Source organism: Cyanobium gracile UHCC 0139 (assembly GCF_034931325.1).
Classification (GTDB): Bacteria; Cyanobacteriota; Cyanobacteriia; order PCC-6307; family Cyanobiaceae; genus Cyanobium; species Cyanobium gracile_B.
Genome location: NZ_JAYGHX010000001.1, coordinates 581,801 through 602,703, shown reverse-complemented (window position 1 = coordinate 602,703; position 20,903 = coordinate 581,801). Strand labels below are relative to the sequence as shown.

The 20,903-nt window shown below is 71.0% G+C and carries 25 protein-coding genes and 1 tRNA gene; 12 read left to right on the top strand and 14 right to left on the bottom strand.

Annotation, left to right across the window (positions count from 1 at the left end):
• Window positions 1-3 precede the first annotated feature (3 nt).
• From mrdA to cbiD, 5 genes are all read right to left on the bottom strand, one after another.
• Window positions 4-1,785 (bottom strand): penicillin-binding protein 2, encoded by a 1,782-nt coding sequence (mrdA, locus tag VB738_RS02990; RefSeq protein WP_323304315.1) that lies wholly within the window; start codon window positions 1,783-1,785, stop codon window positions 4-6.
• Window positions 1,785-2,195, bottom strand: a complete 411-nt coding sequence (locus tag VB738_RS02985) for a hypothetical protein (RefSeq protein ID WP_323304314.1) — start codon at window positions 2,193-2,195, stop codon at window positions 1,785-1,787. The genes mrdA and VB738_RS02985 overlap by 1 nt, the downstream gene beginning before the upstream one ends.
• Window positions 2,196-2,247: 52 nt before the next feature.
• The gene (locus tag VB738_RS02980) at window positions 2,248-2,889 is read right to left on the bottom strand and encodes a hypothetical protein (RefSeq protein WP_323304313.1); all 642 of its coding nucleotides are present in this window, start codon (window positions 2,887-2,889) and stop codon (window positions 2,248-2,250) included.
• A gap of 65 nt (window positions 2,890-2,954) precedes the next feature.
• Complete coding sequence (guaA, locus tag VB738_RS02975) at window positions 2,955-4,574, bottom strand: glutamine-hydrolyzing GMP synthase (RefSeq protein WP_323304312.1); 1,620 nt, start codon at window positions 4,572-4,574, stop codon at window positions 2,955-2,957.
• 48 nt (window positions 4,575-4,622) lie between these two features.
• Window positions 4,623-5,747, bottom strand: a complete 1,125-nt coding sequence (gene cbiD / locus VB738_RS02970) for a cobalt-precorrin-5B (C(1))-methyltransferase CbiD (RefSeq protein WP_323304402.1) — start codon at window positions 5,745-5,747, stop codon at window positions 4,623-4,625.
• An 89-nt stretch (window positions 5,748-5,836) separates the two neighbouring features.
• On the opposite strand from cbiD, the gene VB738_RS02965 reads away from it, so the two are divergent.
• From VB738_RS02965 to VB738_RS02955, 3 genes are all read left to right on the top strand, one after another.
• Entirely contained in the window at window positions 5,837-6,988 is a 1,152-nt protein-coding gene (locus VB738_RS02965; protein WP_323304401.1) for an alanine--glyoxylate aminotransferase family protein, read from the top strand.
• Window positions 6,989-7,048: 60 nt separating this feature from the next.
• Window positions 7,049-7,516, top strand: a complete 468-nt coding sequence (locus VB738_RS02960; protein WP_323304311.1) for a hypothetical protein — start codon at window positions 7,049-7,051, stop codon at window positions 7,514-7,516.
• Between the two features lie 76 nt (window positions 7,517-7,592).
• A tRNA-Gly gene (locus tag VB738_RS02955) sits at window positions 7,593-7,664 on the top strand.
• Between the two features lie 189 nt (window positions 7,665-7,853).
• Here the strand turns inward: VB738_RS02955 and VB738_RS02950 are convergent.
• The 3 genes from VB738_RS02950 to VB738_RS02940 all read right to left on the bottom strand — a co-directional run bounded on the left by VB738_RS02950 (window position 7,854) and on the right by VB738_RS02940 (window position 8,899).
• Window positions 7,854-8,051 carry a hypothetical protein gene (locus VB738_RS02950; protein WP_323304310.1) on the bottom strand — a complete coding sequence of 66 codons (198 nt, stop codon included), beginning with the start codon at window positions 8,049-8,051 and terminating at the stop codon, window positions 7,854-7,856.
• 263 nt (window positions 8,052-8,314) lie between these two features.
• Window positions 8,315-8,566, bottom strand: a complete 252-nt coding sequence (locus VB738_RS02945; protein WP_323304309.1) for a hypothetical protein — start codon at window positions 8,564-8,566, stop codon at window positions 8,315-8,317.
• 48 nt (window positions 8,567-8,614) lie between these two features.
• Complete coding sequence (locus VB738_RS02940; protein WP_323304308.1) at window positions 8,615-8,899, bottom strand: hypothetical protein; 285 nt, start codon at window positions 8,897-8,899, stop codon at window positions 8,615-8,617.
• Between the two features lie 112 nt (window positions 8,900-9,011).
• Here VB738_RS02940 and VB738_RS02935 point away from each other — a divergent pair, with 112 nt between their 5' ends.
• The 3 genes from VB738_RS02935 (at window position 9,012) to VB738_RS02925 (ending at window position 10,434) form a co-directional block, all read left to right on the top strand.
• Window positions 9,012-9,533: an AbrB family transcriptional regulator gene (locus VB738_RS02935; protein WP_323304307.1), complete on the top strand. Its 522-nt coding sequence runs from the start codon at window positions 9,012-9,014 to the stop codon at window positions 9,531-9,533.
• 63 nt (window positions 9,534-9,596) lie between these two features.
• Window positions 9,597-10,049, top strand: coding sequence for a DUF6554 family protein (locus VB738_RS02930; RefSeq protein WP_323304306.1), 453 nt, complete (start codon window positions 9,597-9,599; stop codon window positions 10,047-10,049).
• The gene (locus tag VB738_RS02925) at window positions 10,033-10,434 is read left to right on the top strand and encodes a hypothetical protein (protein ID WP_323304305.1); all 402 of its coding nucleotides are present in this window, start codon (window positions 10,033-10,035) and stop codon (window positions 10,432-10,434) included. Before VB738_RS02930 ends, VB738_RS02925 begins: the two co-directional genes overlap by 17 nt.
• Before the next feature lie 15 nt (window positions 10,435-10,449).
• On the opposite strand, the gene VB738_RS02920 is transcribed toward VB738_RS02925, so the two are convergent.
• A complete protein-coding gene (locus tag VB738_RS02920; RefSeq protein ID WP_323304400.1) occupies window positions 10,450-12,036 on the bottom strand; it encodes a DEAD/DEAH box helicase in 1,587 nt (528 codons plus the stop codon).
• A gap of 96 nt (window positions 12,037-12,132) precedes the next feature.
• Between VB738_RS02920 and VB738_RS02915 the strand changes: the two genes are divergently transcribed.
• On the top strand, window positions 12,133-12,570 hold the full coding sequence (locus VB738_RS02915) for an HNH endonuclease (RefSeq protein ID WP_323304304.1): 438 nt from the start codon (window positions 12,133-12,135) through the stop codon (window positions 12,568-12,570).
• On the opposite strand, the gene VB738_RS02910 is transcribed toward VB738_RS02915, so the two are convergent.
• The gene (locus tag VB738_RS02910; RefSeq protein ID WP_323304303.1) at window positions 12,516-12,767 is read right to left on the bottom strand and encodes a serine protease inhibitor; all 252 of its coding nucleotides are present in this window, start codon (window positions 12,765-12,767) and stop codon (window positions 12,516-12,518) included. The two genes, VB738_RS02915 and VB738_RS02910, sit on opposite strands and share 55 nt — an antisense overlap.
• Before the next feature lie 35 nt (window positions 12,768-12,802).
• Here VB738_RS02910 and VB738_RS02905 point away from each other — a divergent pair, with 35 nt between their 5' ends.
• A complete protein-coding gene (locus VB738_RS02905; RefSeq protein ID WP_323304302.1) occupies window positions 12,803-13,738 on the top strand; it encodes an SDR family oxidoreductase in 936 nt (311 codons plus the stop codon).
• On the opposite strand, the gene VB738_RS02900 is transcribed toward VB738_RS02905, so the two are convergent.
• Window positions 13,696-13,878: a hypothetical protein gene (locus VB738_RS02900; RefSeq protein WP_323304301.1), complete on the bottom strand. Its 183-nt coding sequence runs from the start codon at window positions 13,876-13,878 to the stop codon at window positions 13,696-13,698. The two genes, VB738_RS02905 and VB738_RS02900, sit on opposite strands and share 43 nt — an antisense overlap.
• Before the next feature lie 27 nt (window positions 13,879-13,905).
• Between VB738_RS02900 and pdxA the strand changes: the two genes are divergently transcribed.
• Window positions 13,906-14,934: a 4-hydroxythreonine-4-phosphate dehydrogenase PdxA gene (gene pdxA, locus VB738_RS02895; RefSeq protein WP_323304300.1), complete on the top strand. Its 1,029-nt coding sequence runs from the start codon at window positions 13,906-13,908 to the stop codon at window positions 14,932-14,934.
• Here pdxA and accB read toward each other — a convergent pair.
• Both accB and efp read right to left on the bottom strand, forming a co-directional pair.
• Window positions 14,921-15,415, bottom strand: coding sequence for an acetyl-CoA carboxylase biotin carboxyl carrier protein (gene accB, locus VB738_RS02890; protein WP_323304299.1), 495 nt, complete (start codon window positions 15,413-15,415; stop codon window positions 14,921-14,923). The genes pdxA and accB overlap by 14 nt on opposite strands.
• Window positions 15,416-15,420: 5 nt before the next feature.
• Window positions 15,421-15,981: an elongation factor P gene (gene efp / locus VB738_RS02885; RefSeq protein WP_015109877.1), complete on the bottom strand. Its 561-nt coding sequence runs from the start codon at window positions 15,979-15,981 to the stop codon at window positions 15,421-15,423.
• Window positions 15,982-16,092: 111 nt separating this feature from the next.
• On the opposite strand from efp, the gene VB738_RS02880 reads away from it, so the two are divergent.
• Both VB738_RS02880 and thiL read left to right on the top strand, forming a co-directional pair.
• Window positions 16,093-17,196, top strand: a complete 1,104-nt coding sequence (locus VB738_RS02880; RefSeq protein ID WP_323304298.1) for a peptidylprolyl isomerase — start codon at window positions 16,093-16,095, stop codon at window positions 17,194-17,196.
• Window positions 17,189-18,208, top strand: coding sequence for a thiamine-phosphate kinase (thiL, locus tag VB738_RS02875; protein ID WP_323304297.1), 1,020 nt, complete (start codon window positions 17,189-17,191; stop codon window positions 18,206-18,208). Before VB738_RS02880 ends, thiL begins: the two co-directional genes overlap by 8 nt.
• 15 nt (window positions 18,209-18,223) lie before the next feature.
• Here thiL and VB738_RS02870 read toward each other — a convergent pair whose 3' ends face one another.
• A complete protein-coding gene (locus tag VB738_RS02870; protein WP_323304296.1) occupies window positions 18,224-19,246 on the bottom strand; it encodes a type I glyceraldehyde-3-phosphate dehydrogenase in 1,023 nt (340 codons plus the stop codon).
• Between the two features lie 181 nt (window positions 19,247-19,427).
• On the opposite strand from VB738_RS02870, the gene murC reads away from it, so the two are divergent.
• Window positions 19,428-20,900: a UDP-N-acetylmuramate--L-alanine ligase gene (murC, locus tag VB738_RS02865; protein ID WP_323304399.1), complete on the top strand. Its 1,473-nt coding sequence runs from the start codon at window positions 19,428-19,430 to the stop codon at window positions 20,898-20,900.
• The last annotated feature ends 3 nt before the right edge of the window (window positions 20,901-20,903 follow it).

Sequence of the window (20,903 nt, the reverse complement as noted above, 5' to 3'; positions counted from 1 at the left end):
CCCTCAGCCCGGCCGGACCGCCACCGGCGGCTTGACGCCCCGGAACCAGACCGTCATCAGGGCCTTGACCATCGGTGCGGCCACGGTGCCGCCGTAACCGCCGGAGTTCTCGCCGAAGGCGACGATCACCAGGGTGGGGGTGCCGGTGGCCGGGGCGTAGCCGCCGAACCAGGCGTGGTCGGGGCGGGGCGGATCCTCGGCGGTGCCGGTCTTGCCGGCCACGGGCGGCAGGCTGGGGTCGTTGAGGATGGTGGCCGTGCCGCTGGTGACCGCCTGGCGCAGGCCGGCATGCAGCACCCGCAGGGTGGCCGGCTTCAGCCCGATCCATTGGCGCGGGTAGTCGCGCTCCACCAGGTGGGGCGTCACCAGCCAGCCACCGTTGGCCACGGCGGCGTAGAGGCGGGCCATCTGGATCGGCGTCACCGTCACCGCCCCCTGGCCGATCGAGGAGGTGATCGTGTCGACCGGGGTCCAGGGTTCACCCAGCACCTCCTTCTTCCAGGCCGGATCCCCCAGCAGGCCCGGGGATTCCTCGGCGGACAGCTCGCTGCCGGTGCGGCGGCCGAAACCCATGCGCCGGGCGGCTTTGAACATCTCATCGGGGCCGACCATCAGCCCCACCTTGTAGAAGAAGCTGTTGCTGCTCACCCCGAGGGCGAAGGGGAAGCCGATGCTGCCGAAGGAGCCGTGGTCGGCGTAGCACTGGCCGTAGTAACAGAAGGAGCCCACCGTCGGCACGGTGGAGTTCTCGTTGAGCTTGCCGGACTCGATGCCGGCGATCGTGGTGATGACCTTGAAGGTGCTGGCCGGTGGGAAGCCCTGGAAGGCCCGATTCAGCATCGGCGCCTCAGGCCGGTTGAGGCTGTTCCACTGGGCGGTGGTGGGGCCGTCGGAGAAGATGTTGGGATCGAAGTTGGGCCGGCTGGCCATCGCCCGCACGGCGCCGGTGCGGGGATCCATCGCCACGATCGCCCCCTTGCGCACCCCGTCGAGGGCCTTCTCCGCCGCCCGCTGCAGGTCGAGGTCAAGGGTGAGGCGCAGATCCTTGCCGGCCTTGGCGGGCTTGTCCCCCAGCACCCGCTGCACCTGGCCTTCGGCATTCACCTCCAGCTGCTGGCCGCCCCACTCACCACGCAGGTGGGTTTCGTAGACCTTCTCCAGCCCGCTGCGGCCGATGCGATCGCTGATGCGGTAGCCGTGGTCCTTGAGGGCGGCGTACTCCTCCTCGGTGATGCTGCTCGTGTAGCCCATCACGTGGGCCCCCAGGCTGCCGTCGGGATAGGCGCGCAGCACGTCCTCGGACACCTCCGCCCCCTGAAGGGATCCGGCCTGCTCCCGGAAGCGCAGCACCTGCACCGGCGTCAGCGAGAGGGCCAGGGGGATCCGGAAGCCCTGGGCATTGGCGCCGCTCCGACGCTTGGCCTCGAGCCGGTCGGCGGGGATCCCCAACAGGCCGGCGAGCCGGTCGCGCAGCCCGGGCCAGCGGCGGTCGTCGACCTGGAGGGGCTGGAGGTAGAGGTTGTAGGTGAGCCGGTTGGTGGCCAGGACCCGGCCCTTGCGATCCAACAGGCGGCCGCGCACCGGATTGCGCGGCAGCAGGCGGATCCGGTTCTCGTCGGCCATGGCCCGGTTCTCAGCCCCGTGCAGCAGCTGAAGCCAGGCGAGGCGCCCCAGGATCGCCGCCAGCACCAGCAGCATGAACGTGAGCAGCAGGGCCGCCTGGTGGCCGGTCCCTGTGTGGCGGGTGGAGGAGGCCCCGAGCCCGGCGCCGGCAGCGCGCACCATCAGCCCAGTCGGCTCTGGAGCAGGGCCAGCCGGGCCTCGATGCGCTCCAGGGCCGCCAGCAGCTCGGCCGGATCCGCCGGACTGGGCGGCGGGGCGGCATCCCAGGGGGGTGGGGTGGCCCCGGGGCCCGGCCCGACGGGGCCCGCTTCGACGCCGACGTCGCGCACCTCCACCTTCATCACGGGGTTGCCCAGGCCGGGCTGGAAGCGGTCGAGGTTCTCCCTCACCTGGCTGGCCGCGGGCTCCCCCTCCTGGCGCAGCTGGCCGAGGGGATCGGCACTGGTGCCGTCAAAGGCGGCCAGCACCTCGGCCGGCCCGCCCTTGCGGACCCGCTCCACCACCGCCAGTCCCACCGGCAGCACGTCCTGCATCAGGGCCAGGCGCAGGGAATCGAGGGGATCGGCAGCCATGACGTCGGAACCCGGACCGGGCTTTCCAGTCTGACGTGTGGAACGGCCCGCCTCAGGGTGCGGGTCGCTGCACCCCGGGATCGACGATCACCTGGCCGCAGAAGCGGGTGCTGCCGAGCCACCAGCCGCCTCCGACGGCCAGCACCAGCAGGACGCTGAAGGGGAGCAGGGCCTGGCGGGTGCCGTCGAGGGAGAGCCACTCCAGCCAGCCCCGCAGCCAGCGGTCACGGTCGAAGCGGCGCCGCTCCCTGAGGCTCTCCTTGCCGCGGCGGTCGAGGGCGCGGGCCACCCAGCGCTCGAAGGCCTTCTTCTTGGTGACGGCCATCTTGCGCTCCACCTCCAGCAGGTGGCCGGCGCTGAGGTCAGGGTTGAAGGTGCTGATCAGCTCCAGGCTCTTGAGGAACATCTCCACCGCCCCTTCCTTGATCGCCAGGTCGGCCGGATCGAGGCCGTCCCAGTCGACCTCGGGATAGAAGCGCAGGCGGTTGCTGCGGATCTGCTCCTCCGGCAGCTGGCCGGGTTCCCGCAGCCAGCGGTCGGTGTTGGCATCGAAACGACGCCAGTAGAGGAAAGGATTGAGAAAGACGGTCTTGCCGGCCAGCAGGATGCTGTCCTGCTGCAGGCGGCGGTGCAGCTGGGGGTCGTGCTCAGCCCCGGCAGGGCTGCCGGTGACGGCGGGGGAGACGGGAGGCACGGAGCGAACGGCCGGGTGCCGAGATTATCGAAGCCGGCCCCTGCGGGCCAGCCCGGGGGTCCCGCCTACTCCCACTCGATCGTGCCGGGGGGCTTGCTGGTGATGTCGAGCACCACCCGGTTCACCCCCCGCACCTCATTGACGATGCGGTTGGAGATCAGCTCCAGCAGGTCGTAGGGCAGCCGCGACCAGTCGGCGGTCATGCCGTCCTCGGAGGAGACGCAGCGCAGCACGATCGGGTAGGCGTAGGTGCGCTTGTCGCCCATCACCCCGACGCTGCGCACGGGCAGCAGCACGGCAAAGGCCTGCCAGATCTCGTCGTAGAGGCCGGCATCGCGCACCTCCTCCCGCACGATCAGGTCGGCGTCCCGCAGGATGTCGAGCTTGTCGTCGGTGACCTCCCCCAGGATGCGGATCGCCAGGCCCGGGCCGGGGAAGGGATGGCGTCCCACGATCTCCTGGGGCAGGCCCAGGCTGCGGCCCACCTTGCGCACCTCGTCCTTGAACAGGCGCCGCAGCGGCTCCACCAGCTTGAACTGCAGATCCTTCGGCAGGCCGCCCACGTTGTGGTGGCTCTTGATCTTCACCGCCACCCGCTCCCCCGTCTTGGGGTCCACGTTGGTGCCGGCGCTCTCGATCACATCCGGGTAGAGGGTGCCCTGGGCGAGGTAGTCGAAGGGGCCGAGGCGGCGGCTCTCCTCCTCGAACACGCGGATGAACTCGGTGCCGATGATCTTGCGCTTCTCCTCCGGATCGGTGATGCCGGCGAGTTTGGAGATGAAGCGCTCACGGGCATTGATGTATTCCACGTTGATGTGGAACTGGCGATCGAAGAAGTCCATCAGGAACTCCGGCTCACCTTTGCGCATGAAGCCCTGGTCGATGAACATGCAGGTGAGGCGATCGCCGATCGCCTGGTGCAGCAAGAAGGCCAGGGTGGAGGAATCGACCCCGCCCGAGAGGGCCAGAAGCACCCGCTTCTCGCCCACCTGGGCGCGCACCTCGCTGATGGCCTCATCGATGAAGGCGGCCGTGGTCCAGTCGGGGATGCAGCCGCAGATGTGATAAACGAAGTTGCGGATCATCACCATGCCGCAGGTGGAATGCACCACCTCGGGATGGAACTGCACCCCGTAGAGACGGCGGGCATGGTCGGCCACCGCGGCTTCGGGGGTGTTGTCGGTGTGGGCGAGGCGCACGAAGCCCTCCGGCAGCGACTCCACCGAATCGCCGTGGCTCATCCACATCGTCGAGCCCTCCTCGACGTTGGTGAGCAGGTCGACCGGGTCGTCGACATGCAGCGGCGCCTTGCCGTACTCGGCCCGGCCGGCGGCCACCACCGACCCGCCCAGCTGCTGCACCATCAGCTGCATGCCGTAGCAGACCCCCAGCACCGGGATGCCCAGCTCCCAGAGGCCGGGGTCGCAGGAGGGGGCCCCCTCCTCGTAGACGGAGCTGGGGCCGCCGCTGAGGATGATCCCCTTCGGGTTGAGGGCCTTCAGTTCCGCGGCGCTGGTGGTGTAGCCCATCACCAGGGAGAAGACCTCCGTCTCCCGCACCCGGCGGGCGATCAGCTCGGAGTACTGGGAGCCGAAATCCAGGATGACGATGGCCGGGGGACGGCGGGAACCGCTGGCGTGGTCCCGTTCCGAACCCGGTGGTGCGGTCTGCGTCGTTTCGGACATCGGCTCGTTGGCGGCCAGGACCAGGGCCCGGTCATCGGTGCCAGCACCCTAGGTCGCGCCCCTGAAGCGTTCCATCAGCGCCGCCCCCACCGGCCCGCAGACCCGCAGCCGGCGCTGGCGGTCGAACAGGGCCGCCCCCACGGCGGCGGGCGGCGCGCCATGGCTGGCCAGATAGGCCTGGCAGCGGCTCTCGATGGCGGCGGCGATCCGCGCCCGCAGGCGCCCGGCGAGGTCCGGATCGGCCTGCTCCAGCCCCGCCAGGGCGGCCTCCACGGTGGCGGCCCCGTGCAGGGTGGCGAGGGTGGGGCCGCTGGCCCCCTCCAGGGCGGCCAGGGCGGTGAGCACCTCGGCGCGACCGTCGGCCAGATGGTGGTGGGTGTGGAAGATGCCACCGGCCAGCTTGATCAGCTTGCCCTGGTAGCCGAACAGCAGCAGGCGCTCCACCCCCGCTTCGGCGGCGGCCACCAGCACGGGGCCGAGCCAGTTGCCCGCCTTCAGCAGCAGCTCCGGCGGCAGGCCCAGCCGGGGGGCCAGATCGAGGCCGTTCTCGCCGATCACCAGCACCAGATCGGCGCCAGCCCCCGGCACAGCCATCCGTTCGGCCAGGGCCGCCAGGGTGCGGGCCAGCTGGTCCGGGTCGGCGCCGGCCTGCACCTCGGCCTGGGTGCCGATCAGGGCCAGCCCGTCCACCACCCCGAAGGCCGCATTGCTGGTGCGCTCCGCCAGACGGCGGCCATCGGGGAGCACCAGGGTGAGCCCCAGGCGGCGGCCGGAGGGCACCAGGGGCCGCAGGTTGGCCTCCAGCAGGCGCCGGGCATAGGCCGACAGGCAGGCCTCCCCGGTCGCCGCCTGGACCCCCACCCCCTCGCCCGGCTCCAGCTGCAGCCAGGGCCCGTCGCCGGGAAGCCAGCGGGCCAGCACCCACACCACCAGGCCGCGGGTGAGGTCAAGCCCCTCGCCCGGATCACAGCAGCTCTCCCCCAGGGCCAGACCCTCCTCCAGACGCGCGGCGGCCCGCACCGGGATCGGCACCACCCCAGGCGGCTGCAGAAGTTCCAGGGCCACCGACGCGCTGAACGGCTCCTCCTGCAGGGCCCCGAGGGCGGCGCGGGCCGCCGCCGCCAGCCACACCGGCAGGGTGAAGCCCCGCGGGGCCGCGGAGGGGGGGCGCAGGGAATCGATGGCCGGCGGGAACGCTGTTTTTTATGGTGGTCGATCGCCTTGCCTTCGCCGGGCCCGCGCTCCTTCGTTCCCCACCGCTCATGCAGGACAAGCTCACTCTGATGATCCCCGGTCCCACCCCGGTGCCGGAGACCGTCCTGCAGGCCATGGCCCGCCATCCGATCGGCCACCGCAGCGGCGATTTCCAGAAGATCGTGCGCCGCACCACCGAGCAGCTGCAGTGGCTGCACCAGACGAAGGGCCACGTGCTGGTGCTCACCGGCAGCGGCACCGCGGCGATGGAGGCGGCGATCGTCAACACCCTCAGCCGCGGCGACAGGGTGCTCTGCGGCGACAACGGCAAGTTCGGCGAACGCTGGGTGAAGGTGGCGAAGGCCTACGGGCTGAACGTGGAGGTGATCCAGGCGGAATGGGGCCAGCCCCTCGATCCGGAGGCTTTCCGCGCCGCCCTCGAGGCCGACACCGCCAAGGAGATCCGCGGCGTGATCCTCACCCACTCGGAAACCTCCACCGGGGTGATCAACGACCTCCAGGCCATTGCCGGCCATGTGAAGGCCCACGGCACGGCCCTCACCATCGCCGACTGCGTCACCAGCCTCGGGGCCTGTGACGTGCCCATGGACGCCTGGGGCGTGGACGTGGTGGGCTCCGGCTCCCAGAAGGGCTACATGATGCCGCCGGGGCTGAGCTTCGTGGCCATGGGCGAGCGGGCCTGGACGGCCTACGAGCGCTCCGACCTGCCCAAGTTCTATCTGGATCTGGGCAAGTACCGCAAAGCGGCCGACGACGACAGCAACCCCTTCACCCCGGCGATCAACCTCTACTTCGCCCTTGAGGCCGCCCTGGGGATGATGCAGAAGGAGGGCCTGGAGGCGATCTTCGCCCGCCACGATCGCCATCGCCGGGCCACCCAGGCGGCGATGAAGGCCATCGGCCTGCCCCTGTATGCGGCCGAGGGCCACGGCAGCCCGGCGATCACGGCGGTGGCGCCGGAGGGCATCGATGCCGAGGCCCTGCGCAAGCAGGTGAAGGAGCGTTTCGACATCCTGCTGGCCGGCGGCCAGGACCACCTCAAGGGCAAGGTGTTCCGCATCGGCCACCTGGGCTTCGTCTGCGACCGCGACGTGCTCACGGCCGTGGCGGCCATCGAAGCCACCCTGCAGGGCCTGGGCCTGGCCAAGGCGCCGATCGGCGCCGGCGTGGCGGCGGCAGCGGTCGAGCTGGCCGCCTGAACGGCGGCGTGGCCAGCCCCGGGGAAGGTGATTAAGTTCATGGTGAACGGTTTTGACGCCATGACCCTTGCTGCCATGCGACGCCTTCCCCTGGCCGCCATCCTCTGCCTGGGCCTGGCGGCCTCCGGCTGCCAGCGCACCGACCTCACCCAGCAGACGAAAAAGACCGAGGCCAGGATCTGCACCGAGCTGGCCACGGTGAACCAGGCCCTGGAGCAGGTGGCCGCCCTGACGCCCACCTCCACCGTGGGCGAAGCGCGGGCGGCCCAGCAGACGCTGGAGCAAGCGATCGCCTCCCTGCAGGCCTCGGAGAACCAGCTGCAGACGCTGCGGGTGGAGGCCTTCCGCAAACTGCTGCAGGGATTCCGAGAGGAGGTGGCCAAAGCCTCCGCCAACAAGGAGCAGACCCTCGAGCAGGCCGCCAACGAACTCAAGCCCAAGGCCATGGCGGTGATTGCCGCCCGCAGGGCGCTCTCCGCCGCCGTGCAGTGCGAGGAGCCGGCAGCAGCGGCCCCCGCCAAGCCCTGACAAAGGTTTCGCCCTGGCTCCGTACATCCGGTCGGTGTCCGGAGCCTTGCTACTGTGAGACCGTGCGTGATTGAACGCGGGTGTAATTCAGTGGTAGAATGTCAGCTTCCCAAGCTGAACGTCGCCGGTTCGAATCCGGTCACCCGCTTGATCAGCAAGTTCCGCACCTAGCCCTTAAGTGTGACGTCCCGAAATGACAGTCACCTGGAAAAAACAAGAGATCAAGCACCCATCCATCAGATGTTGTTGGCGTGGTGCCCTTTCTCAGCCTGGGCGTTGGGCTGAAAGGGTGGGCGAGACCCTGGATCCGCAACCTGCCGGTTCGTGGGGACGGTGATCAGGCCCGGGGCTTGATGAGCTGAAGCACCTGCAGGCCGAGGCCGCCGGCCCGCCGTTCGCAGTCAAGGGCCTGAAGGATGGCTCGTGCCGACGCATCAATATCCCCCTCACCGGCCGCCACCCGCGCCTGCTCATTCAGGGAAGCTGCCTGCAGCAGAAGGCGCTGACGCGCCCCCGGATCGGACAGCGGCGACACGCTGGACCTTGGACGAGCGGGCGTCTCCAGCGTCAAGGTGACGGGGGCAAGTGGGCTGGCAACCATCATGGCCGGCGAGGAATTCGCAGCATCGAAGACATGCAAGAAGGGTCCATTGGCGTCCAACGGACCCTTATCTCTTTACATCTTACGGCAGAACATAACAGCCTGTCCCGTATGGGCGGAAGCGCAGGGGAAAGGAGATGTTCTCCCTCTCACTGCATCGGTGCGTCCGTGCCACTGCCGGGCCCGCCAGCCTTCCCTCAGGTACCAGGCTCCTCCCGGTTGCCGCCAAGGGCGGCGATCTGCGAGCGCAGCTGGTCGGAACGCTGCAGGTCGCCACGGGTGAGGGCGACGGCGAGGGCAAACTCAAGCTTCTCGAGCTGGTGGTCGCCCTCCTCCTGGGAGTGGGTGCGGAGCTGGCAGTGGGGAGCCGGGCTGGAGCCGCGTGGGGCGGCACCCTGCCCATGAAGAGCGCCGGATGATGCCTGGTAAGGGGAAGTGGGGAAGGCCATGACCCGCTTTCTTTTTATTTTGACACCCTTGGCCAGGGGACCGCGGCCTCAGGCGGCGTTGGGGTAGGCGACATCCTCCTGGCTTTCGAAGGCGGGGGACGCCTCGGAGGCGACGTCGATCTCCAGCAGATGGCGGCAGTCCTGCAGCAGTCGCTCGACGTTGTCGAGACTGGCCAGCTCCTGGGGGTCCGGCCTGGCCTGGTTGGAGGCCTGAAGTTCCACCGCTGCCAGGCGCTGCTCCAGGCTCACCAGACGCTGGGAGAGGGCATGGATGGTTTCGGCGAGATCTTCGGCATTGCGGCTGATGCGGAACGACACCGAGGCGGGGGCCATGGCGGGGAAAGCGACTGGGCTGTGCCGCATGACAACACACCCGCGGCACCCCCTCAAGCACCTGTGGCCCTGATCTCCCAGAGTGGGCCCTGTTGATCGGGCTCCCCGTCGGATGAACCATGCCTGGCATCTGCTGATGTATGCACTGGCCGGGCTCGCCGGCGGCCTGCTGGCCCTGCGCACCGGCATCCCGGCGGCGCCCCTGGCCGGAGCCCTGCTGGGGGCCGCCCTGGTCAGCGTGACGGGGCGGCTGGATGTGGCCCAGTGGCCGGTCGGCACCCGCACCCTCCTGGAGATCGGCATCGGCACCGTGATCGGCACGGGCCTGACCGGCACGGCCCTGCTGGAACTGCGCCAGCTGTGGCGACCCGCCCTCCTGATCACGATCACCCTGGTGCTCACGGGCCTGGTGGTGGGACTCGGATGCAGCCGGCTGATGGGCGTCGATCCGGTGGTGGCCCTGCTGGGGGCGGCCCCGGGGGGCATCAGCGGCATGAGCCTGGTGGGTGCCGAGTTCGGCGTCGGGGCGGCCGTGGCCACCCTGCACGCCGTGCGCCTGATCACGGTGCTGGTGATCCTGCCCCTGGTGGTGCGGCTGGTCTTACCGGCGACCGCCACCCCACCGGGCGGCTGACCACCCTGGACAGGACCGCAGGGGTCGATACGTTGGGCCACCTCGTTCTTCCCTTGCGGTCCGATGGCCAGACGCCACTCTCTCTCCCACCGACTGGGCCCGATCGTCCTGGCGGCGGCGGCCGTCCTGCTGGCCGGCGCCGGCACGGCCCAGAGCGCCCGGGCAGGCAATGACATCGACGGCCCCGGGGGCAAGGGGGCCCAGGTGTACTGCTTCATGCGCAACAACGGCAACGTGCACGAAGTGAGCTGGACGGCCGCCTATGCCCTGATCAAGCGCCAGAGCTCCGGCCTGTTCAAGACCTCCCCCGAACACGCCGCGGTGATGATCACCGAGGCCGTGGTCCAGAACCCCGGCACCTTCCCCGACTGCGGCCGCTTCCTGGGGGATCTCTATGCGCCGCGCTCCTCCGGCAGCACCGCCACCAGCCCGGAACCCGGCCCCACCTCCATCTCGGTCGTCGGCGGTGGTAAGGCTGGTGGCAGCGGCATGACCCGGAGTGAGCGTTACAACTGAACGGGCCCGCCTGGGTTCCACTGCCAGGCCCCTGGGCCTGCTGTTGATCGTGCTGCTGGGCGGCTGTGCGGAGGAGCCCCTGCCCCAGCGACCGATCACCCGGGAGGACTGCCTGCGGACCGTGAAGCTGGAGGACCTGCCCGGGGCCCTGCGCCAGTGCGACCGGGTGGTGGCGGCCTTCCCGAAGGACCCGGGGCCGCTCAACGAGCGCTTCCTGCTGTACACCCTGGCCGGCAACACCACCGCAGCCTGCCGGGACATCGCCCGGGCCACGGTGCTGGCCGCCGCGGTGCCGAAGGACAAGCTCGATCCGATCCTGCGCCAGGACCTGGAGGTGCGCCGCAGCAGCTGCGCCGATGAGCCCCCCACCCGGCCGGGGGGCTGAGGGCCCGGCAGGGGCTCAGCCGCTCTCGAGCCACTGGCGCACCAGCGCCGGTAGGGCCCGCTGGCGACGCAGGCTGTCCTGGCCCTGCAGCAGCAGGGAGATCCGCTCGGCCTTGCTGGCGATCAGGTCGTCCACCAGTCGGTCGGCCACACCCAGCTGCAGCCAATGGCTGGTGAGCGCGGCCCCCATGCCGATGCGGTGGCAGCGGTCCTCCGCCTGCTCGGCGTCGCCCGGGGTCCAGGGCCGCTCCACCAGCACCACATGCCGGGCCCGGTGCAGAGTGAAGCCGAGGCCGCCGGTGCCGTAGGTGGCGATCAGCACAGGGGAGCGGCCCGACTGAAAGGCGTCCACCAGCTTCTGCCGGTGCAGCGGCGGCACGGCACCCACCAGGGGACCCCCATCCCCCGGCCGGCCGAGCTGGATGTGCAGCGCCTGGGCCGTGGCCACAAAGGCCGTGAACACCACCACCGCCTCGCCGGCAGCCAACAGCTCGGCCACCAGTGCGACGGTGGCGTCCAGCTTGTGGCGCGAGGCGATCTGGCGCAGGGCCGTGAACACGGCCAGGGCTTCGGCGTCACGGCGCACCTCGCCGGCCATGGCCCGGCGGCGGTAGTCGTCGATCCGCTGCTGCAGGGCCCGCTCGAAGGCCTCGGCGCCGGCGGGGTCGAGGGCGACGGGCCGCTCGAGGCGCTGCTTCGGGGGCAGATCCAGGCACTGGCCCTTGCGGCGATGGAGCACCAGGGGCCGCACCAGCCGCTGCAGCTCCTCCAGCTGGCTGGCACCGCTGGCCTGCCAGATCCGCCGCCCGCCCTGCTCCCGCCAGTGCCCCTGGCAGTAGCGCTCCTCGAAGTGGCGCTGGTCGGCCGCCAGGGGATGGCCGATGGCGGCCAGCAGGGGAAAGAGCTGCACCGGCCGGCCGTTCTTCATCGGCGTGCCGGTGAGCAGCCAGATCGCCCGCAGGCGCGGATGGCGGGCCAGGCGCAGGAACGCCTGGGTACGGGCGGCCTGGAGCGTCTGGGCGAAATGGGCCTCGTCGGCGATCAGCACCGTGCCGGCGGCCGGCAGCTCCGCCGGCAGCCGGGCCCAGCTGTGCAGCTCCAGGCGCAGGCCAAGGGCCGCCGCCTCCTGGCGCCAGTGGTGATGCAGCCCCGCCGGGGCCACCACCACCAGCCGGCAGTCGGCCAGGCGCACCAGGGCGCGGCCGGCCACCAGGGCGCTGAGGGTCTTGCCGAGGCCCATGGCATCGGCCAGCACGGCACCGCGGCGGGCCAGCAGCCAGCGCACCGCCAGCCGCTGGTGCCGGAACAACCGGCGGCCATCGGGAAGGTCATCGTCGGCGGCGGACGCCGCCACCAGGGCCCGGTGGGGGGGCAGGGGCGGCAGGGGCTGACCCAGCCAGCCGAACCAGCGGGCCAACTCCGGGGTGAGCGGGAAGCGGCCGGCGCACTGCTGCTGCAGCGCAGTGGCCGCCTCCAGGGGGAACTGCCAGCAGCCTCGGCGGCTGAGCCACTGGCCCCGGGGGCGGATGGCCCGCAGCTGCGCCTGGGTGACCGCGTCGAAGGGACTGACCACCTCGATCAGACCCGAGGCGCCCAGGCGCATCTGCACCAGGGGGGTGGCCAATGCGGCAAAAAGCAATCAAGAACACATTGACACCCGGGGCGCTGAGGGCAAACTTCCGCCAACCGAGGCGCGCTGATGCAGGCCAGGGATGGAGTCTTTCTCGAAGATCTCTGCCCCAAGCTGCGAGCGCGACGATGGCGACAGTCGCTGCACCGGATGACCGGCCGCCGCTGCCTCTACTGCGGCGAGGCGTCGGAATCCATCGACCACGTGCATCCGCTCAGCCGTGGCGGCCAGAGCATCACCGAGAACTGCGTGCCGGCTTGCCTGGGCTGCAACGGCCGCAAGGGCGACAGCGATGCGTTCGTCTGGTATCGGAGCCAGCCTTTCTACGACCCGCGCCGGGCGATGGCCCTGCGGGCCTGGACCGATGGCGATCTGCGCCTGGCCCTGCGCCTGCTCCAGTGGGTGGACCCCGCCGAACCGGAGACGGCCACGGCCGCCGAAGCGGAGGTGACTCACCAGACGCGGCAGGCCGCCACCCCGTTGTGGCGTTGGCAGATGGCCTCCTGATCGAGGGGCTGCTCCGGCGCCAGCACCACGGCCCCCAGCACCAGCCCCACGGCCAGGAGCAGCGGGGCGGCGGCCAGGTGGTGGCGCGCCGGGGCCCGATGGCCGCGGCCGGCGAACGACTGGCCGAGGGGGCGACAGAGGGGGCGGGATGGGGCGAGGCCGACAGGGAGACTGGCACCGAACGACGAGGTGGTCACGGGATGGGAAAACGGACAGTGATACAGATGTACTGATGGCGGAGGATTCTGTCAACCCGGGGGCCGACGGCGGCCGGATCGACCACCCGGCCCTGCCCGCCGCCGCCGCCGCCATCGACCGGATGCTGGTGCTCGGCGGCGGCTACACCGGCCGTCGCGTCGCCCGGGCGCTGGAGGCGGCCGGTGTGCCGGTGCTGCTCACCCATCGCCAGCCGGCCCCGCCGGGCGACGCCCGGGGCTGGCTCCACTTCGATCCCGACCAGGGGGCCCTGCCCAGCCAGGCCGACCTGGCCGGGGTCAGCCACGTGCTGGTGACGATCCCGCCCGATGCCGGCGGCCGCGATCCGGTGCTGGAGTCCCTCGAGACCCGCCTGCGTCAGCTGGCGCCGGTCTGGCTGGGCTATCTCTCCACCACCGGGGTCTACGGCGACAGCGGCGGCGACTGGGTGGACGAGACCAGCCCCACCCGGCCGCTGCTGGAGCGCAGCCAGGCCCGGCTGGCCTGCGAGCAGGCCTGGCGCCGCAGCGGCCTGCCGGTGCAGTTGCTGCGGCTGCCCGCCATCTACGGCCCAGGCCGCAACCCGATGGTGAGCCTGCGCAACGGCACGGCCCGGCTCATCCACAAGCCCGGCCAGGTGTTCTCGCGGGTGCACGTCGACGACATCGTCGGCGCGGTGCTGCACACCATCGCCCTCGCCCCTGAGGCCAGGCCGGACACGCTGATCCTGGCGGACACCTTCCCCTGCCCCTCCAGCGAGATCCTGGGCCTGGCCGCCCATCTGCTGGGCTGCCCGCTGCCGGAGCTGCAGCGCTACGAGGACGTGGCCGCGTCCATGGGCCCCATGGCCCGCAGCTTCTGGAGCGAGAATCGACGGGCCAGCAGCCGGAGGCTCAGGGACGACCTCGGCTACCGCCTGCTCTACCCCACCTATCGGGAGGGGTTGGCCTCCTGCAGCGGCGACTTCTTCTGAGCGCCGAAGATCGAGGGGTCGATCAGGGAGGACAGCCCCGTGTCCTTGCCCATCTTCTCCCAATCCACCACGACCCACTCGTTGCGGAAGGCGAGCCCCCCTCCCAGCAGCAGAACACCCAGCACCAGCAAGCGGACCATGAACCGACCCCGACAGCGCCCGATGGGATGAAAACTACTGCGGATCGCCTCGTCATCGCCCTGGGGGATCCCGCCGGCATCGGCGCCGAGGTGACCCTCAAGGCCCTCGCCCGGCCAAGGCCCGCCGGCCAGGAGGTGGTGCTGGTGGGCTGCGGCCGCTGGCTGCGGGAGTGCCACCGCCAGCTGCTGGCCTGCAGCGACGCGCCCCTGGCCGACCCCGATGCGTTCGCCCTGGTGGACATCCCCCTGGAGCAGCCGGTGGTCCCGGGGGTGAGCAGCCCCGCCGCCGGTGCCGCCAGCTTCGCCTGGCTGAGCGAGGCCGTGGCGCTGGTGGGCGCCGGTGGCGGCCGGGCCCTGGTGACCGCCCCGATCGCCAAGGCCAGCTGGCAGGCGGCGGGCCATGCCTACCCCGGTCAGACCGAGCGGCTGGCGGAACTGACCGGCGCCGCCGACGCCGGGATGTTGTTCACCGCCGTGGCCCCAGGCGGCGGCTGGCGGCTCAACACGCTGCTGGCCACCACCCACATCCCCCTGGCCGAGGTGAGCGCCCGGCTCGGCCCGGAGCTGGTGCACCGGCGGCTGGACGCCCTGCTGGCCTTCTGTCGCCGCTTCCGCAGCCGGCCCCGGCTGGTGGTGGCGGGCCTGAACCCCCATGCGGGGGAGGGGGGCCACCTGGGACGGGAGGAGCAGGACTGGCTGATTCCGACCCTCGAGCACTGGCGTGGCCAGCATCCGCAGGTGCGGCTGGAGGGGCCGGTGCCGCCGGACACCTGCTGGCTGGAAGCGGCGGCCGCCTGGAGGGGCCAGGCCGAAGGAGCGGACGGCTACCTGGCGCTGTACCACGACCAAGGGCTGATCCCGGTGAAGCTGCTGGCGTTCGACGCCGCCGTCAACACCACCCTGGGCCTGCCCTTCCTGCGCACCTCCCCCGACCACGGCACCGCCTTCGCGATCGCCGGCCAGGGCATCGCCAGGGCCGACAGCATGGCAGCGGCGATCCAGACCGCCTGGGAGCTGGGTCAGACCCCGACGACGGCGGCGGTCAGCCCGCCTTGATCCGCATCAGCACCTGGCCGAATTCCACCGGCGTGCCGTTCTCCACCAGGATCTCCACCACCTCGCCGCTGAACTCGGACTCCAGCTCGTTCATCAGCTTCATGGCCTCGAGGATGCAGACGGGCTGGCCGGCGCTGATGCGGCTGCCCACCTCCACGAAGGGGGCCTCCCCCGGGGCCGAGGAGCGGTAGAAGGTGCCCACCATCGGCGCCGTGACCGCCTGCAGATCACTGCGCACCGAGGCGGCAGGGGGCGGGGGCGCCGACGGACCGGGGGCGGCGCCGACCGGGGCCGCGGGGGCGGGGGGCGGCGGCGGTGCCCCGGCCGGAGCCTGCACCATGGTGACCGTGGCCGGCGCGGGGGACGGCAGATTGCGGCGCACCTCCAGGCGGAAGTCGTCGCCCTCGAGCTTGAGTTCCTGGATGTCGCTGTCCCCGAGGAGGGCCAGCAGCTGGCGCAGTTGGTCGTGATCGAGCTGCATGGCGATCAGGACTCCCGGCCCAGATAGCTGTCGGTGCGGGTGTCGACCTTGATCTTCTCGCCGATCGTGATGAACAGGGGCACCATCACCTGGGCGCCGGTCTCGACGATGGCCGGCTTGGTGCCGCCGGTGGCGGTGTCGCCCTTGACGCCGGGGTCGGTCTGGGTGACCTCGAGCACCACCGAATTCGGCAGCTCCACTTCCAGGGGCTTGCCATTCCAGGAGACGACACTCACCTCCATGCCTTCCTTGAGGTATTTGCGGCCGTCACCGATCTGTTTGGCGGTCAGGCGGGTCTCCTCGTAGGAGGCCATGTCCATGAAGACGTAGTCATCGCCTTCCATGTAGGTGTGCTGGAGGGTCGACTTCTCCAGCAGGGCCTGGGGCATGGTCTCCCCGGCGCGGAAGGTTTTCTCGACCACGTTGCCGCTCTGGACGCCCTTGAGCTTGGTGCGCACGAAGGCCGAGCCCTTGCCGGGCTTGACGTGAAGGAATTCGACGACGCGCCAGACCTGGCCATCCAGCTCAATCGTTGTGCCGGTACGAAAGTCGTTGCTGGAGATCATTCCGGCGGGTCGGATCGGGGGATTGTACGTCTGGCTACAGGCCCACCCGCGGACAGCGGCGACGGAGGGACGGGCCGGTTGTGCCAAAGTCCAGGCAGTCACAGGGGAAGCATGGACCGGCGACGCAGGCGCATCGGGTTCACCACCACGCTGGCCGCCCGGCTGGGGGCCGCCCTGACCCTCGTGCTCACCCTGCTGCTGGCGGTCCCCACCGCCTGGGCCTACCTGCCCCAGGGCAACGCCGTCAGCGATCCCACCGCCCTGCTGCGCAACGCCCTTCCCATGGAGCAGGCCGACTTGCAGGCGCTGCAGCACCGCCTCGAGGACACCAGCGACGACCTGCGGGCCAAGCGCTGGAGCAGCCTGACCGGCTCCGTGCGCCGGGCCGCGTCCCAGCTCGGCGGCAGCCGCGAGAGGATCCTGGCCAGCTTCGATCCCGCCGACCGCTCCAGCGCCGAGGGCCTGCTGGCCGACACGGACGTGCATCTGCAGGAGCTGGCGGCCGCCGGCGAGGCCCAGGACCGCGATCGGTTCCTGGCGGCCCGCCGGGAGGCCCTGGCCGACATCGGCCAGGCCGAAGCCCTGCTGGTGGGGCCCTTCCCGTTCTCGATTCCTGAGGAGTTCGATGCCCTGCCGCGCCTGCTGGGCCGCGCCACCGTGCGGCTGACCACCACCAAGGGTGACCTGACCACCGTCGTGGACGGCTACAACGCCCCCCTGACCGCCGGCGCCTTCGTGGACCTGGTGCAGCGGGGCTTCTACGACGGCCTGCCCTTCAACCGCGCCGAGGACTTCTACGTGCTCCAGACCGGCGATCCCGCCGGCCCCCAGACCGGCTTCGTGGATCCGGTCACCAAACAGGAGCGCCGGGTGCCCCTGGAGATCATGGTGCCGGGCGAGGAGGCCCCCTTCTACAACCAGACCTTCGAGGATCTGGGGATGTTCAAGGCCGAACCGGTGCTGCCCTTCGCCAGCAAGGGCACCCTGGGGTGGGCCCACTCCGACGAGGCCCTGGGCGACGGCTCCTCCCAGTTCTTCCTCTTCCTGTTCGAACCGGAGCTCACCCCGGCGGGCCTCAACCTCATCGACGGGCGCTATGCCGCCTTCGGCTATGTGGTGGACGGCTTCGATGTGCTCGAGGACCTCACCGCCGACGACGGCATCGTCAAGGCGACGGTGGTCGAGGGGGCCGACAACCTGCGCCCCCATGCCTGAGGGGCCCACCCTGGCCCAGCTGGGGGAAGGGGAGCTGATCCGGCGCCTCGGCGCCTTCGCCCCCCCGGGGCAGTTCGACGATGATGCCGCCCTTCTGGGAGCGGCCCTGCTGGGGGGGAGGCCGGCTGGTGATCCGCCGCTGGTGCTGAACACCGACGTGCTGGTGGAGGACGTCCACTTCAGTGCGGCGACGATGGGCGCCGCCGACGTGGGCTGGCGGGCGGCGGCGGCCAACCTCTCCGATCTGGCGGCCATGGGCTGCCGCGGCGCCGTGGGCCTCACCGTGGCCCTGGTGGCCCCGGGCCACACCCCCTGGGCCTGGGTGGAGGGGGCCTACGCCGGTATGGCGGAGCTGCTGGGGTCCCACGGGGGCGTGTTGCTCGGGGGCGACTGCAGCGGCGGCCGCCAGCGCCTGCTGGCCGTCACCGCCCTGGGCCGGCTGCCGGCGGGGGGCGGCCCGATCCGCCGCGGGGACGGCAGGCCGGGCGATGTGCTGGTCAGCACCGGCGCCCATGGGATCAGCCGTCTGGGCCTGGCCGTGCTGCGGGGCGAGGCGCTGCCGGACCTGCCGGCGGCCGGCCGGGAGCGGGCGATCCGTGCCCACCGCAGGCCCGTGCCCCGGTTCGATGCGGTGGCGGCCCTGGGGGCCAGCCGCCCGGCGGCCCTGGACTGGCGGGTGGCCGGCTGCGACAGCAGTGACGGCCTGGCGACCGCGGCCTCCTGCCTGGCCGTGGCCAGCCGCTGCACGGCTCTGCTGTCCCGGAGCGACCTGCCCCTGGCGGCGGAACTGGCGGGCCAGGCCCAGGCCGAGGACTGGTGCCTCTGGGGCGGGGAGGATTTCGAGCTGGTGCTGGCCCTCGAGCCGGCCTGGGCCGAGGCCCTGGTGGAGCAGCTGGAGGGCGCGCGCTGGATCGGCCGGCTGGTGGAGCCCCAACCCTGGGGGCCCCTGGGCTGGACGGAGGGGGGAGGGCCTATCGCCTCCCCGACTGCCGCCTTCCGGCATTTCGGCTGAGGATCAGCCGGGGGCTCACTTCCAGTTGCGGGCCACCACTTCGGCCAGGTCGACGACGCGCTGGCTGTAGCCCCACTCGTTGTCGTACCAGGCGATGACCTTCACCATGTTGTCGCCCATCACCAGGGTGAGATCGGAATCGACGATCGTGGACTCATCGGTGCCGGCGTGGTCGGTGGAGACCAGGGGGAGATCGCAGTACTTGATGATCCCCTTCATGCCGTTCTCGGCGGCGTCCTTGAGGGTGGCGTTGACCTCCTCCTTGGTGGTGCCGCGGCTCACTTCGAGCACCAGGTCCACCACCGAGACGTTGGGGGTGGGAACCCGCAGGGCGATGCCGTTCAGCTTGCCCTTCATCGGCGGATAGACGAGCGCCACGGCCGTAGCAGCACCGGTGGACGTGGGAACGATGTTGACCGCAGCGGCACGGGCACGGCGCAGGTCGCGGTGGCTGGCATCGAGGATCCGCTGGTCTCCGGTGTAGCTGTGGGTGGTGGTCATCATGCCCTTGACGATCCCGAAGCTCTGATCGAGAACCTTGACGATCGGCGCCATGCAGTTGGTGGTGCAGCTGGCGTTGCTGATGATGTCGAAGTCCTCGTGGCGGTATTGATCAGCGTTGACGCCCACCACGAAGGTGCCCACACCCTCACCCTTGCCCGGGGCGGTGATCAAAACCTTCTTGGCACCGGCCTCGATGTGCTTGCCGGCCCCCTTCTGGTCAATGAACACCCCGGTGGCCTCGATCACCAGGTCCACCCCCCACTCCTTCCAGGGCAGGTTGAGGGGGTTGCGGTCGGAGAAGCACTTGATGTGCTTGCCGTTCACGACGATCGTGTCGTCGGTGTGGCTCACTTCCGCATTGCGGATGTGGCCGAGCATCGTGTCGTACTGGAGCAGGTGGGCGTTGGTCTTCGGATCGGAGGTGTCGTTCAGACCGACCACTTCGATGCCGGTGTTCTCACCGCGGCTCAGCCAGCAGCGCATGAAATTCCGACCGATTCGGCCAAATCCATTGATCGCAACGCGCAAGGTCATGGCAGAAAGCGGTGGAACCCGCTAGCAAGGGGGGATTTTGGCTGCCGATCATACAGAAATGGGGTCCTGCTCTTTCCCGCAGCCACAGGCCCCGGATCGGACGGTCGGCAAAGCGCAGTATCTCGCAGAGGGGGCTGGGCCGATCTGCCGTTATTTTCGGCGTGGCCTGGAGTCCCCCTTGATCCCGAAACTCGATCGCCGTCAGCCGCTCCATTTCATCGGGGCCGGGGGGATCGGCATGTCCGCCCTGGCAGGGATCCTGGCGGAGCGGGGCTTCCTGGTGAGCGGCTCCGACCCCCGGCCCAGTCCTGTGCTGGAACGGCTGGGAAGCGCCGGGGTGCGGGTGTTCCACGAGCAGACGGCCGCCACGATCAGCGCGGTGCTCACCGGCCTCGATGGGCCGGAAGGCGGGGCGGGCCGTGCAACGGCGCCGGATCCACTGGTGGTGATCAGCTCGGCGGTGCCCGCCGCCAACGAGGAGCTGGCCGAGGCCCGGCGGCGTGGGCTGTCGATCGTGCACCGCTCCGACGTGCTGGCGGCCCTGATCAATGCCCAGCCCTCGATCGCGGTGGCCGGCAGCCACGGCAAGACCACCACCAGCACCCTGATCGCCACGCTCCTGGAGGCCGTCGGCGAGGACCCCACTGCCGTGATCGGAGGCATCGTGCCCGCCTTCGGCAGCAACGGCCGCCATGGCCGGGGCCGGCTGCTGGTGGCCGAGGCCGACGAATCGGACGGCTCCCTGGTGAAGTTCCGGCCCCGGCTGGGGCTGCTCACCAACGTGGAGCTCGACCACACCGACCACTACCCGGACCTGGCCGCCCTGGTGGCCACCCTGCAGCACTTCGCCGGCGGCTGCACGACCCTGCTGGCCAACCGCGACTGCCCGGTGCTGCTTGAGCACTTCCAGGCCACCAGCTGGTGGTCGACCCGCAGCAGCGAAGGCGTGGACTTCGCCGCCATCCCCCTGGAGGAGCGGGGCGACGGCACCCTGGCCACCTGGTATGAGCACGGCGAGGCGCTCGGCACCCTGGAGGTGCCCCTGCCCGGCCGCCACAACCTGAGCAACACCGTGGCCGCCATGGCGGCCTGCCGGCTCGAGGGCGTGCCCTTCGAGGACCTGCGCCAAGCGGTGGCGAGCCTGCGCCCCCCCGGACGCCGCTTCGACTGCCGCGGGCTCTGGCAGGACCGGGCGATCGTCGACGACTACGCCCACCATCCCAGCGAGGTGGCCGCCACGATCGCCATGGCCCGGCTGATGGTGGAGAGCGGCCGCAGCCCGCTGCCCCTGGTGCCCCGGCGGCTGGTGGCGGTGTTCCAGCCCCATCGCTACACCCGCACCGCCCAGTTCCTGGACGATTTCGCCGCCGCCCTGACCCAGGCCGACGCGGTGCTGCTGGCACCCCTCTATGCGGCCGGCGAGGCCCCGATGGCAGGGATCTCCAGCCCGGCCCTGGCCGAAGCGGTCCGGGCCCTGGCCCCCGACCTGCCGGTGGCGGTGGCCGCCAGCATGGAGGCGCTGGCGGAGCTGGTGGCTGGCGACACCGGCCCCGGCGACCTGGTGCTGGCGATGGGGGCCGGCGACGTCAACAGCCTCTGGGACCGTCTGGGGGCCCTCGATGAACGGGGTCGCCCCACCGCGCTGGTGGCCTGAGGG

Excerpts from the sequence above, each read along its gene's own strand:
- mrdA (WP_323304315.1), bottom strand. The coding sequence starts at position 1,785 with ATGGTGCGCGCTGCCGGCGCCGGGCTCGGGGCCTCCTCCACCCGCCAC.
- VB738_RS02985 (WP_323304314.1), bottom strand. The coding sequence starts at position 2,195 with ATGGCTGCCGATCCCCTCGATTCCCTGCGCCTGGCCCTGATGCAGGAC.
- guaA (WP_323304312.1), bottom strand. The coding sequence starts at position 4,574 with ATGTCCGAAACGACGCAGACCGCACCACCGGGTTCGGAACGGGACCAC.
- VB738_RS02965 (WP_323304401.1), top strand. The coding sequence starts at position 5,837 with ATGCAGGACAAGCTCACTCTGATGATCCCCGGTCCCACCCCGGTGCCG.
- VB738_RS02960 (WP_323304311.1), top strand. The coding sequence starts at position 7,049 with ATGACCCTTGCTGCCATGCGACGCCTTCCCCTGGCCGCCATCCTCTGC.
- VB738_RS02945 (WP_323304309.1), bottom strand. The coding sequence starts at position 8,566 with ATGGCCTTCCCCACTTCCCCTTACCAGGCATCATCCGGCGCTCTTCAT.
- VB738_RS02940 (WP_323304308.1), bottom strand. The coding sequence starts at position 8,899 with ATGGCCCCCGCCTCGGTGTCGTTCCGCATCAGCCGCAATGCCGAAGAT.
- VB738_RS02935 (WP_323304307.1), top strand. The coding sequence starts at position 9,012 with ATGAACCATGCCTGGCATCTGCTGATGTATGCACTGGCCGGGCTCGCC.
- VB738_RS02930 (WP_323304306.1), top strand. The coding sequence starts at position 9,597 with ATGGCCAGACGCCACTCTCTCTCCCACCGACTGGGCCCGATCGTCCTG.
- VB738_RS02920 (WP_323304400.1), bottom strand. The coding sequence starts at position 12,036 with ATGCGCCTGGGCGCCTCGGGTCTGATCGAGGTGGTCAGTCCCTTCGAC.
- VB738_RS02915 (WP_323304304.1), top strand. The coding sequence starts at position 12,133 with ATGCAGGCCAGGGATGGAGTCTTTCTCGAAGATCTCTGCCCCAAGCTG.
- VB738_RS02905 (WP_323304302.1), top strand. The coding sequence starts at position 12,803 with ATGGCGGAGGATTCTGTCAACCCGGGGGCCGACGGCGGCCGGATCGAC.
- VB738_RS02900 (WP_323304301.1), bottom strand. The coding sequence starts at position 13,878 with ATGGTCCGCTTGCTGGTGCTGGGTGTTCTGCTGCTGGGAGGGGGGCTC.
- pdxA (WP_323304300.1), top strand. The coding sequence starts at position 13,906 with ATGAAAACTACTGCGGATCGCCTCGTCATCGCCCTGGGGGATCCCGCC.
- accB (WP_323304299.1), bottom strand. The coding sequence starts at position 15,415 with ATGCAGCTCGATCACGACCAACTGCGCCAGCTGCTGGCCCTCCTCGGG.
- efp (WP_015109877.1), bottom strand. The coding sequence starts at position 15,981 with ATGATCTCCAGCAACGACTTTCGTACCGGCACAACGATTGAGCTGGAT.
- VB738_RS02880 (WP_323304298.1), top strand. The coding sequence starts at position 16,093 with ATGGACCGGCGACGCAGGCGCATCGGGTTCACCACCACGCTGGCCGCC.
- thiL (WP_323304297.1), top strand. The coding sequence starts at position 17,189 with ATGCCTGAGGGGCCCACCCTGGCCCAGCTGGGGGAAGGGGAGCTGATC.
- VB738_RS02870 (WP_323304296.1), bottom strand. The coding sequence starts at position 19,246 with ATGACCTTGCGCGTTGCGATCAATGGATTTGGCCGAATCGGTCGGAAT.